10 protein-coding genes and 2 pseudogenes are annotated in these 11,007 nt (G+C 71.4%); 4 read left to right on the top strand and 8 right to left on the bottom strand.

From position 1 onward, the window contains the following. Positions 1–6: 6 nt before the first annotated feature. Positions 7–924: a LysR family transcriptional regulator gene (locus tag ABT288_RS37140; RefSeq protein WP_351617634.1), complete on the bottom strand. Its 918-nt coding sequence runs from the start codon at positions 922–924 to the stop codon at positions 7–9. A gap of 214 nt (positions 925–1,138) precedes the next feature. On the opposite strand from ABT288_RS37140, the gene ABT288_RS37145 reads away from it, so the two are divergent. Continuing rightward, on the top strand, positions 1,139–2,011 hold the full coding sequence (locus ABT288_RS37145) for an SDR family oxidoreductase (protein WP_351617636.1): 873 nt from the start codon (positions 1,139–1,141) through the stop codon (positions 2,009–2,011). Between the two features lie 63 nt (positions 2,012–2,074). Further along, a complete protein-coding gene (locus tag ABT288_RS37150; RefSeq protein ID WP_351617637.1) occupies positions 2,075–3,067 on the top strand; it encodes an alpha/beta fold hydrolase in 993 nt (330 codons plus the stop codon). A gap of 50 nt (positions 3,068–3,117) precedes the next feature. On the opposite strand, the gene ABT288_RS37155 is transcribed toward ABT288_RS37150, so the two are convergent. The 7 genes and pseudogenes from ABT288_RS37155 to ABT288_RS37185 form a co-directional block, all read right to left on the bottom strand. Further along, a complete protein-coding gene (locus ABT288_RS37155; RefSeq protein WP_351617640.1) occupies positions 3,118–3,831 on the bottom strand; it encodes an alpha/beta fold hydrolase in 714 nt (237 codons plus the stop codon). Then, positions 3,713–3,979, bottom strand: a complete 267-nt coding sequence (locus ABT288_RS37160) for an FAD-dependent monooxygenase (RefSeq protein ID WP_351617644.1) — start codon at positions 3,977–3,979, stop codon at positions 3,713–3,715. The genes ABT288_RS37155 and ABT288_RS37160 overlap by 119 nt, the downstream gene beginning before the upstream one ends. Positions 3,980–3,991: 12 nt before the next feature. Then, the gene (locus ABT288_RS37165; protein ID WP_351617648.1) at positions 3,992–4,897 is read right to left on the bottom strand and encodes an FAD-dependent monooxygenase; all 906 of its coding nucleotides are present in this window, start codon (positions 4,895–4,897) and stop codon (positions 3,992–3,994) included. After that, positions 4,879–6,090 carry an FAD-dependent oxidoreductase gene (locus ABT288_RS37170; RefSeq protein ID WP_351617650.1) on the bottom strand — a complete coding sequence of 404 codons (1,212 nt, stop codon included), beginning with the start codon at positions 6,088–6,090 and terminating at the stop codon, positions 4,879–4,881. The genes ABT288_RS37165 and ABT288_RS37170 overlap by 19 nt, the downstream gene beginning before the upstream one ends. Positions 6,091–6,118: 28 nt before the next feature. Continuing rightward, a pseudogene (locus ABT288_RS37175) lies at positions 6,119–6,424 on the bottom strand (aminotransferase class V-fold PLP-dependent enzyme); the annotation flags it as partial. Between the two features lie 5 nt (positions 6,425–6,429). After that, complete coding sequence (locus ABT288_RS37180) at positions 6,430–7,749, bottom strand: pyridoxal-phosphate dependent enzyme (RefSeq protein WP_351617653.1); 1,320 nt, start codon at positions 7,747–7,749, stop codon at positions 6,430–6,432. Continuing rightward, positions 7,746–9,211 (bottom strand): annotated as a pseudogene (locus tag ABT288_RS37185) (type III PLP-dependent enzyme domain-containing protein). Before ABT288_RS37185 ends, ABT288_RS37180 begins: the two are co-directional and overlap by 4 nt. A gap of 150 nt (positions 9,212–9,361) precedes the next feature. Here ABT288_RS37185 and ABT288_RS37190 point away from each other — a divergent pair. Further along, positions 9,362–10,258, top strand: coding sequence for a metal ABC transporter solute-binding protein, Zn/Mn family (locus ABT288_RS37190; RefSeq protein WP_351617655.1), 897 nt, complete (start codon positions 9,362–9,364; stop codon positions 10,256–10,258). A gap of 9 nt (positions 10,259–10,267) precedes the next feature. Beyond that, on the top strand, positions 10,268–11,007 hold a 740-nt coding region (locus ABT288_RS37195; RefSeq protein ID WP_351617658.1), incomplete at its 3' end, for a metal ABC transporter ATP-binding protein.

Here is an 11,007-nt window from a genome sequence, read left to right on the forward strand (position 1 = left end):
GCAGGCTCAGACCTCGGCCTCATCGCAGCGTTGGGCGCCGCCGAGGAAACTCACGGCATGGGCGCGGAAGGCCGCCACCAGGTGGTTGCGTTCGTGGGCGCGGCTGACCAGCACGACGTGGCTGGGTTCGACGCCGTCGAGCGCGACGGCGGCGAGGTCAGGGCGCAGGGTGTGGCTGGGGACGGAGATAGTGACGGCCTGGCCGCCGGCGACGAGTTCGAACTGGTCGGCGGCGGTCTCGATCAGCGGCCCGTCGGGGGCCGGGCGGCCGTCGGGGCGGGGGTCGATCCGCCAGAAGGCGCTGGCCAGCGGGTCGGCTCCGCGTACCTTGGGCAGCGGCTCGTCGGCGATGTCGGCCAGGGTGACCGAGCTGCGGCCGGCCAGCCGGTGGTCCAACGGGACCAACAATACCCGGGGCTCGTCGTAGAGGGCGGTCACGTCAAGGCCGTCGGTGGGGAACGGCAGGCGGGCGGCGACGGCGTCGACTTGGTGGTCCAGCAGCGCGCGGCGCGGTTCGTCGGGCGTCAGTTGCTTGGTCCGCACCTCGGCGTCGGGGTGGCGGCGGCGCAGTTCGCGGACGGCGGGGGTGACGATGATGCCGGGCGTGTGGCCGATGGTGATGCGGGCGGGCCGGGTAGCGGACCGGGCGGCGGCCGCGGCGCGTTCGGCGGCGCGCAGCAGCTGCGTGGCCATGGGGAGGAAGGCCTCTCCGGCCTCGGTGAGGTGGTTGCCCTGCGGTGTGCGCTCGAAGAGGCTTACGCCAAGTTGTTGTTCGAGGCGGCGGATCTGACGGCTCAGTGACGGCTGGGTGGTGTGAAGGGCCTCGGCGGCCCGGCCGAAGTGCCGGTACTCGGCCACGACCGTGAAGCACCATGCCAGGTGCAGATCGAGGACCGGGGCGGAGGGTATCGGGGCGTCGGGCACCACCTCAGCGTAACCCCGGCAACCCTCGCCCACACGGCCTTCCGGGAGCACGAAGGCTACCCGGAGCAGGCCCGATACGCGCGGCGTATCGCCTGCTGCAGAACATTCATTGGACCCGCCCGTGCGGGCGCACGCACAGTGGACTCACCGGCCGGCGAGCGGCACCAGCGCCCCAGGACCGGTCCTCATCCACCTGCCAAGGAGTGCATCAGTCATGCGCGTTTTCGTCACCGGCGCGTCCGGATTCATCGGTTCCGCCGTCGTCGCCGAGCTCACCGGAGCCGGGCACCAGGTCCTCGGGCTCGCCCGCTCCGACGCCTCGGCAGCCGCCCTGACCGCCACCGCTGGAGTCGAGGCCGTCCGCGGCACGATCGAGGACCTCGGCGTCCTGCGTGCCGCCGCGGCCGAGTGCGACGGTGTCATCCACCTCGCGTTCCACCACGACCTGACCCAGCACGAGGAGGCGGCCCGGGCCGAGCTGGCCGCGATCGAGGCCTTCGGCGACGCCCTCGCCGACACGGACCGGCCGCTGGTCATCGCCTCCGGCGGGCCGGTCGGCAGCGAGCGGGACACCCCGCCCGCCTCCGGCAGCCCCCGCATCGCCGGTGCCCGTGCCGCGCTCGCGCTCGCGGAGCGTGGCGTGCGCTCGTCCGTCGTGCGCCTCGCCCCCACCGTCCACGACGCGAACACCTGCGGCATGGTGCAGCGGCTGATCGCCACCGCCCGCGAGCAGGGCTTGTCCGGCTACCTCGGCGACGGAGCCAACCGCTGGCCCTCGGTCCACCGGCTCGACGCCGCACGACTGTTCCGCCTCGCGCTGGGGAACGCACCCGCAGGTTCGGTCCTGCACGGCGTCGGCGAGGAGGGCGTCACGATCCGGGCGATCGCCGAGGCCATCGGGCGCCGCCTGGACCTCCCGGTCAAGGCAGTCCCCGCCGAGGACGCCGCCGTCCACTTTGGGTTCCTGGCCCGCATCCTCGGCAACGACATGCCCGCCTCCAACACCCTGACCCGCGAGCTGCTGGGCTGGCAGCCCATCCACCCGGGGCTCCTGGAGGACCTTGAGCTGGGCCTCTACTTCGACTGAGGGTCCGGCCGGACACCCGGCGCAGGCCGCCCGACACACGACCCACGGAGAGGAACCAGACCCATGCCGCACTACGGCCCCGACAACCCTGACGCCACCTACGTTCCGCACGCCTACCCGCAGGCGAGGTTCGACACCGGCGAGATCATGCTGAACCACGCCACGACCGGCTCGACGGACAAGCCGGCGCTTGTGCTCATCCCGCCGCAGGCGACCTCCTGGTGGAGCTACGAGGCGGCGATGAAGCTCCTCGCCGACGACTTCGAGGTCTTCGCCGTGGACCCGCGCGGCCAAGGGCGCTCCACCTGGACCCCCGGCCGCTACACGGTCGACAACATGGGCAACGACCTGGCCCGGTTCCTCATCGGACACGTCCGCCGTCCAGCCATCGTCGCAGGAAACTCCTCCGGCGGACTGATCGCCGCATGGCTCGCCGCGTACGCGCCACCCGGCACCGTCCGCGGCGCCTACCTGGAGGACGCGCCGCTGTTCTCCGCGGAGATCAGGCCGCCCTACGGCCAGGGCACCAGCCAGGTCGTCGGCCCGATGCACCGGCTCATCAGCACCTACCTGGGTGACCAGTGGTCGGTCGGCGACTGGCACGGATTCCTCGCGGCGCTCCCGCGCGAGCTGCCGCCCGCGCTGCTCCGCGGCCTGGCGGAGATGTCCGGCCACTCAGGCGACGGCTCGGGCGAGCGGTCGGGCGGCTACTTCGGCGGTGACGAGCCGCCGCAGAGCATGAAGGAGTACGACCCGGAGTGGGCCCGCGCCTTCTGGACCGGTTCGGCCACCGCCTCCAACGACCACGCCCGCATGCTCGCCGCGGTGAAGGTCCCGGTCCTGTTCGCCCACCACTACCGCAAGGTGGACGGGGAGACCGGAACCCTCCTGGGAGCCGTCTCCGACCTCCAGGCCGCCCAGGTGTGCCGGATCGTCACCCAGGCCGGGCAGCGATGCGACTACCGCTCCTTCCCCGACGCCGCCCACGCCATGCACGCGAGCGATCCGCAGCTGTACGTCAAGACCCTGCGGGACTGGGCGTCGACGCTCGACTGACAGGCGGGTGGAGCGGCCCCGCCTCGAGGGCCGGCTCGGCCGGGGCCGACTCACTCGCCGTCGGGCTTGACCTCGGTGTCGACGAAGTCGCCGATGGCGGCGAAGACCGCGCCGGGCTGCTCGATGTGGGGGACGTGCCCGGCCTCGGGGATCGGGGCGAAGGTGGCGCGGGGGAAGGAGTCGGCCAGGGCGCGTCCGTAGTCCAGCGGCACGATGCCGTCCTGCTCGCCGGCGAGCACCAGGACCGGGCCGGTGACGCGGTGCAGTCGGCCGCGGAGCTTGGGGTCGTGACAGAAGGGGTCGCCTGCGTAGACGGCCAGGGTGCGCTGGTTGGCGGCCATGACCGCCTTCTGCTCGTCGCTGAGCGCGGCGGGGTCGAGGCGCAAGTCGGGGTTGTGGAAGGTGAGTTCGCAGGTGCGTACAGGGCCGAGGTCGGCGGGGTTGGCGATGGCCAGCGGGGGTTCGGGGGTGATACCGGTCGAGCCGAGGAGGACCAGCGCGCTGATCCTGCTTCCGGTGTCGCGCAGCGCCATCTCGGCGGCGATCCAGCCGCCGACCGAGCTGCCGGCGACCATGACGCCGTGCAGGCCGAGCTCGTCGAGCAGGTCGAGGTAGGAGGAGGCGAGGTCGGCGACAGTGTCGAGGTCATCGGGACGGGCGGTGCCGTCGAAGCCGGGGTGGGTCGGGACGATCACGTGGGCGTGCTGGGACATGCCGGCTGCGAAGCCCGCCATCGAGCGCGGTCCGGCGCCGCAGTGGAGCATGACCCAGAAGCTGCGCGTCGCGCAGGGCGGTGTTGGCCCCGATGCCCAGTGCCGGGCTCATGGCGTGGACGGCGTCGCCGACGAGGGTCACGCTGGAGGGCCGCCACGCGGCGGTCGGTACATGGCTTCGCAGCCTGAGGGGTTGCACGGTGTCGGTGTCCTACAGGCCGATGAGGGCGGTCGGGTCGGGGGGCCACGAGGCGATGCGTTCCAGGGCGTAGTCCTTGAGCGCCGTCGGTGCGGCCGTGTAGAGCTCGGAGTTGGAGGGCATACGGTCGGTCCTGGCGCTGAAGATGCCCAGGGCGAAGTCCTTCGCGACCTCGTCCCGGAATGCCTGGTCCCGCTTGGCGAGCAGCGGTGTGCGCGGGTTGCTGCGTTCCAGCGGGGCGAAGGAGATCACGTCGTGGTGCGGGCCGGTGACCAGGGTGAAGGTCGAGTAGGGCGCGTGGGGAATCGCGGTCCGAGTCTGGTCGGTGAGCGGGATCTTCGCCGCGATGTGCCGGGCTCCCAGGTCGACAGCCCGGTGCTGGGGCAGGCGCTGGGCGCGTACCGCGGAGTTGATCCCGTCCGCGCCGATCAGCACCGCGGCTTCGGCCTGGCGGCCGTCGCCCAGGTGCACGGTGACGGTCGTGTCCGGGTTGTCGCGGTATCCGGTGACCGGGGTGCCGAAGCGCACCACGTCCTCCAGTCCGGTGTAGAGGATCCTGCGGAGGGTGGAGCGGTCCACCACGAGGTGCTCTGGCAGGCCAGGCACGGGGGTGCCGAGGCCGCGGGAACTGCTGAGGTCCCTGACCGTGCCCGGTGTGAGGTGCTCGTCGAAGGCCAGTGCCTCCTGGCGCGGGATGCCCGCGGTGGCCACGAACAGCTCTCGCAGCTCTGGGCTCAGCACGCCGGCCAGGACGGTGGTTCCGGTGGAGTTGATGTGCAGCCGGTAGCCGGGGTTGCGGGTGGTCAGACCGGGGTCGCGCTCGTAGACGGCCACGTCCAGCCCGTGGCGGTGAAGGTGGTGGGCCAGCGTCAGTCCGGCGAGGCCGGCTCCGGCGACAGCTACACGGAATGCGGGCACGGTACTCCTCCAGCAGGGCGGCTCGTGGGGGCGGCCTGGTAGCGGCAGGGTGGTGTCGCGCCGATGCGACGTCGGCGGCACACGGAAAAGAGAAGGGGGCTGTGCGGGTCCGAGATGAGATCGGCGGCTGTCGGAAAGGGCACTGTGCGAGGGGCGCGGAGCCCGTCACCTGTGACTGCGCGAGGCGTGCGCCCGGGTGACGGGCCAGGCAGACGCCTAGTTCTGGGCGGCCGGCAGCGGTCCTGGCCCACCAGGCGGTGCCCGCGGGCAGCCGATTCGCGCACGGCGTCGAACCCGTAGCCGCGCATCTCCTCCTCGTAGGCGTGCAGCGCCTCAGGGACCGGACGGCCGCCGGCGGCTTGCACGAGGTGCCCGGTCAAGATGCGCGCGTCCCGCAGTGCGGTGTTCGCGCCGACGCCGATCGCGGGGCTCATGACATGGATCGCGTCCCCGAGCAGGGTGACCGCCGTGGCCTGCCAGGGGGCGACGGGCACGCTGATGCGCACCGCTACCGGGAAGAGGGAGGCGGGATCCTGGCGCGACACCGTCTCGACCAGGCGGGAATCCCAGCCCTCCACCATCGACAGTGTGAGCGCCCGCAGCCCCGAGCCGTCCATCGCGAACAACTCCTCGTCGCCGCAGGGAAACTGCTCCCGCCGGGCACCGAACACGCAGGCCAGGTAGTTGCTGTCCTCGGTCAGCTCGATGCCGGGCCCGAGGCGCGCCGCAGCCTGGCTCACCGGCTCGCGGTAGCGCACGGGGGCAAGCCCGACGAAGCGCCGCTGCGGGCCGACGACGGTGGTCCACAGTCCGAGCAGTTCTGGCGGCAGCATCGTGCGGGCCGCCCCGTCCGTGAACGGGACCTTGCCGTAGACCAGCCGCAGCCCGGCGTCGACGACCCGCGCGTGCGGCAGGTACTGGCCGCGCACCGCGGAGTTGACGCCGTCCGCGCCGACCAGGACGTCACCGGTGGCGCTGGTGCCGTCCGCGAAGCACGCCGTCACCGATCCCGCAGGGCTGACGTCGTAGTGCGTGAGCCGGGCGCTGTAGTGCACGTCCTTCTCCAGCCCGGACAGCAGGATCTGGCGCAGCGTGCGACGGTTGACCGCCAGGTTCCCGCCGCCCGGGAGGCCGGTGACGAGCGGGAGTTCCTGGGCGTGCAGCAGGTTCAGCCGGTGGTCGAAGGTGTCCATGCGCGGCCCGGACGTCCCGGCGGTGGCCGAAATGCACGGCGGACCGCTCCGGTGCAGGGTCGTCCAGAAGCCGCCGGATGCGGTCGCGGGTCTGCTCGACCAGGGTGGTGGTGCGGTTGGCCCATGGATAGGTGCCGCGCCCGGCGTTGGCGTTGGCCGTGGTCAGGTAGGTCTGCACGGCGTCCAGCACGGCTTGCGGCTTCTGGGCGGTGGCCGCGCTGTCCAGGTAGGCCAGGTCCGGATGCCCGGTAATGATCGGGAACTGGGCGCGCAAGGCGCGCTGCCAATCCCGTAACTCCTCTATGACAGCGGGACCTTGAGAGCACGTGGTCATGGCGTTCAGTCCCGCACCAGGGGCGCGCCCACGTCCCGCCAGGCGATGATGCCGCCGGCCAGACTGCGCACGTCCGGGTGTCCCATCCGGGTCAGCAGGGCGGCGTAGCGGGCGGACTTCTCGCCGACCGGGCAGGCCAGCAGCACGGGGCGGTTGCGGCTGAAGGGCAGGCCGCCGCTCAGGAGTTCCTCGAAGAGCTCGTCGACGATGTTGACCGAGCCGTCGATGTGCAGGGCGGCGTAGGCGAAGGGGCTGCGCAGGTCGACAACGAGGGGAGCGTCGGTGGCGATCCACGCCCGGGCATCGGCGACACCGATCGCCGCAGCCGCCTGTATCTCGGCCTCGGACAGGTCGGTGGAGGAGGTCGGGCGGCGCGGGCGGCCGAACAGGTCCGGGCGGCGCTTGCGTACGTAACTCAGGTAGCTCTCGACCCGGTCGCAGACGATGAAGACGGCCGTCCGCCGCTCCGACAACTCGGCGTCGACGGCCTTCAGCCGGCGTACGGCGCCGAAGTAGGCGGCGCCCCCGGTCGGTCCGGCCAGGATGCCGCACCGCCGGTTCAGCGTCAGCATGCCTTCGATCGCGTCGTCGGAGCCGACGGCTTCGATCGTGTCGTAGGTGCCGGGGTCGAAGAGGCCGACCTCGTGTGCCTCGTCGATGGTGCGGATACCCGGGATGAAGTCGGACTTGGCCGCGACCAGGCCAAGGACGTGTACGGCGGGGTCGTGTTCCCGCAGCACCCGGGCGACGCCCGTGGAAGAACCCGCCGTGCCCACACAGGCGATGAACCAGTCCGGGGCGCGGCCGTCCAGGTCCTTCACGATCTCCAGGCCGGTGCCGGTGAGGTGAGCCTCGGTGTTGCGCGGATTGAAGTACTGGTCGGTGTGCAGGTAATCGCTGCCGGGCTCGGACAGGGTCCGGTGGAAGAGAGTCAAGGGATCGTCGGTGGCGGTCGGATCCAGGCATTCGCTCTGGCCGGGCAGTTCCTCGATCTCCGCACCGAGCAGCAGGAGCAGGTCCTTGATCTCCGGCACGCGCATCCGGTTGGTGACGCTCTTGAAGGTCAGTCCGTGCATGCCCGCGAGGACAGCCAGAGCCTTGGCCGTGTTGCCGCTGGACAGCTCGACAACCTGGCTGCCGCGTGCGGCCGCCTCGGCGAGGTGCGGACGGGCCATGTTCCAGGCGGCCCGGTCCTTGACCGACCCGAACGGGTTGAACAGCTCCAGCTTGGCGTACAGGTCGATGTACGCCAGACCGTGCACGGCCGGGTCGATACGCACGAGCGGGGTGTTGCCGATGGCCTCGGTGATGCTGTCGTACCTCACTGTGCTCCCCCCACAGAAGTGATCGGCAAGTACTCGTCGTCCAGGCACCAGCGCCACACGCCTCCCTCCTGCCAGGCGGCGACCTTGCGCGCGACCGGCTGTCGCTGGGCGTGCGTGGCATGGAAGTCCATGCAGTATCCAGCGGTGTTGGCGAAGACCAACAGGTCGCCCGGCTCGGGGCGGCGGGGCAGGAAGACCGTCCGGCGGGTGACCAGGTCGGCCTCCAGGCAGAGGCTGCCGAAGAGATGGACGGCGACCGGGCCTTCGCCGGGCCGGGCCGGATCCCGGGGAACGACGACGGGGTCCACGAGCACCCCGTGCTCCTCCAGGGCCACGTCGTCGGCCTTGGCCGCGAGCCGTACCAGGAGTTTCCCGCCGTCCTCCCCGGTGCGCGCCTCCAGCACCTTCGTCAGGGTCAGCCCGCACTGGTCCAGCAGGGCCCGTCCTGGCTCGAGGTGCAGGTCGTACAGGTGCTCCAGGAGGAGCCCGGCCAGGGAGCGGCCGTCGAAGGACGCGGCCGGATGCGCGAGCAGTTCGTCGAGGTAGCGCGGCCCGGCGACCGGACGGCGAGCGGGGTACAGGCCCAGCGAGCCGCGCAGTGTGCCGCCCTCGTTGCGCAGCCCGTAGCCGTGCCCGCCCCACGTCAGGGGCGGCCGGGTGCCCAGGACGGCGCGGGTGAGTTCGGTCGTGTACCGCTCCCACTGCTCCCCGTCGGCCAGGTAGTCGGCGCCGAATCCGCCGCCGACGTCCACGGCCACCGGCCGCAGTCCCCTGCTCCGGCACTCCTCCAGCACCCGCAGACAGCCTTCCAGCGCCGTCGCCTTCTCGCTGAGGCTGGTGGTGTCCAGGTGATACGCCACACCCGTCAGGTCGACCACGTCACCATGCCGCTCGACCGCTGCCAGCAGCGGCTCCAACTCCCTTACGGGCGTGCCGAAACGGCTGCGCCGGCCCAGCACCCGCACGCCGGACGTCTCGAACCCCGACAGCCGCAGGAGCACCCGCACCCGGGCAAGTGCGTGCTTGCGTACCAGCCCGGCCAACTGCTCCAGCTCGGCGCAGCCGTCGACCGCGACGGTGACCGAGGTGCGCGCGGCCAGCCACAGGAACTCCGGATTCTTCGGGCCGGTGGCATGATGCGGTCAGGAGTGAAGCCGGCGCCGAACGCGTGCTGTAACTCGGCCAGTGAGGCGACGTCCACGCCGGCGTCGGCGGCGGCCAGCCGCCGCAGCAGGGCACTGGACCGGTTCGCCTTGTGGGCGAAGAACACCTGCCCGGACAGCTGATGCCGCCCGTACACCGCCCTGAACTGCTCCACATTGGCGGAGAGCTGATCGGGCACGACCATGTTCAGCGGAGATCCGAGGGCATCGGTGAGGCTGTGCAGCAGTTCGCCGGACTCCAGCAGCAAGCGCAGCCTCTCCCCCAGCCGCGGTGCGAGATACAAGGGCTGCCCGCCCATACCCGGCCCTCCCCCAGCACGTCGGGCCCGGCTCGTCCGGGCACGGCCTCCCACTCCCCGCTGCGCGCCGTAGAACCCTTCCCCTCCTCCGGTCGGTTTACCCCCTGAACCTCCCCGAGTGGGCGGAAAGCGATGGATGCCCTGACGGCTGTGACGGCGACCGCCTGCTCGACCTCCTCCTCGCACACCAGCAACACCGCCGCGACCGGCAGCGGCAGCGGCTCGGGCAAGACGATCCAGGTGGTGGCGGCCGAGAACTTCTGGGGCAGCATCGCCTCCCAGCTCGGCGGCAGCCATGTCAAGGTGACCAGCATCATCAACAACCCCAACACCGACCCGCACGACTACGAGCCGACCGCCGCCGACGCCCGCACCGTGGCCGGCGCCCAGTACGCCATCGTCAACGGCATCGGCTACGACGCATGGGCCGACAAGCTGCTGGCCGCCAACCCCGGCAGCGGGCGCACCGAGCTGAAGGTCGGCGACCTGGTCGGGATCAAGCCGGGCGGCAACCCGCACCGCTGGTACTCCCCGGCCAACGTCCACCAGGTCATCGAGAAGATCACCGCGGACTACAAGAAGGCCGACCCGGCCGACGCCTCCTACTTCGACCAGCAGAAGACGACCTTCGAGACGAAGACGCTTGCCGGCTACAACAAGCTCATAGCCGACACCAAGGCCAAGTACGCGGGGACCCCGATCGGTGCTTCCGAGTCCATCGTCACGCCGCTCGCCGAGGGCCTGGGGCTGAAGATGCTCACCCCCGAGACGTTCCTGGACGCGATGAGCGAGGGCTCCGACCCCACGGCCAAGGACAAGGCCACCATCGACCAGCAGATCAAGAACAAGCAGATCAAGATCTACGTCTACAACTCCCAGAACTCCACGCCGGACGTGCAGGCACAGGTCAAGGCGGCCAAGGCGCAGGGCATTCCGGTCGCCACGGTGACCGAGACCCTGGCACCGGCCGGTGCCACTTTCCAGCAGTGGCAGACCACGCAGTTGCAGGGCATCGAACAGTCCCTGGCCAAGGCCACCGGGAAGTGAACTGAAGCCATGAACCCGATAGCGAAAGCCCGCGAGGCCGTCACCCGCACCGTCCCCACCCGCCGCACCGGCAGCCATGACGACGGCCACGACAACACGGCCGAAGGAACCGGAAGCGGCACGGTGGCAGGCCTGCGCGGGGCCGCCGTGCGGGTCGGCGGCCGGACGCTGTGGTCGGGGGTGGACCTTCGCATCGGGGCCGGCGAGTTCACCGCCGTGCTCGGCCCCAACGGCGTCGGCAAGTCCACCATGATCAAGGTCCTGCTCGGCACCCTGCCCCCGGCGGCCGGTGACATACGGGTCCTCGGCGCCCGGCCCGGGCAGGCCAACGACCGCATCGGCTATCTGCCGCAGCGGCGCAGCTTCGACGCCACCCTGCGCATTCGGGGTGTCGATGTGGTGCGCATGGGCCTGGACGGTGACCGGTGGGGGGTGCCGCTGCCGTTCCCGAGCGCGCGTCGGCGGGTCGCCCGTGCGCGGGTGGACGAGGTGATCGAGCTGGTGGGGGCGTCGGCGTACGCGCACCGGCCCATCGGGCAGTGTTCCGGCGGCGAGCAGCAGCGGCTGCTGATCGCCCAGGCACTGGTCCGCCGGCCCGAACTGCTGCTGCTGGACGAGCCGTTGGACAGTCTCGACCTGCCCAACCAGAGTGCCGTCGCGGCGCTGATCGGGCGCATCTGCCACCAGGAAGGCGTGTCGGTGGTCATGGTCGCCCATGACGTGAACCCGATACTCCACCACCTGGACCG

Origin of the sequence: Streptomyces sp. NPDC001093, assembly GCF_040298985.1 — a bacterium.
Taxonomy (GTDB): domain Bacteria; phylum Actinomycetota; class Actinomycetes; order Streptomycetales; family Streptomycetaceae; genus Streptomyces.

Excerpts from the sequence above, each read along its gene's own strand:
- ABT288_RS37145 (WP_351617636.1), top strand. The coding sequence starts at position 1,139 with ATGCGCGTTTTCGTCACCGGCGCGTCCGGATTCATCGGTTCCGCCGTC.
- ABT288_RS37150 (WP_351617637.1), top strand. The coding sequence starts at position 2,075 with ATGCCGCACTACGGCCCCGACAACCCTGACGCCACCTACGTTCCGCAC.
- ABT288_RS37155 (WP_351617640.1), bottom strand. The coding sequence starts at position 3,831 with ATGCTCCACTGCGGCGCCGGACCGCGCTCGATGGCGGGCTTCGCAGCC.
- ABT288_RS37170 (WP_351617650.1), bottom strand. The coding sequence starts at position 6,090 with ATGGACACCTTCGACCACCGGCTGAACCTGCTGCACGCCCAGGAACTC.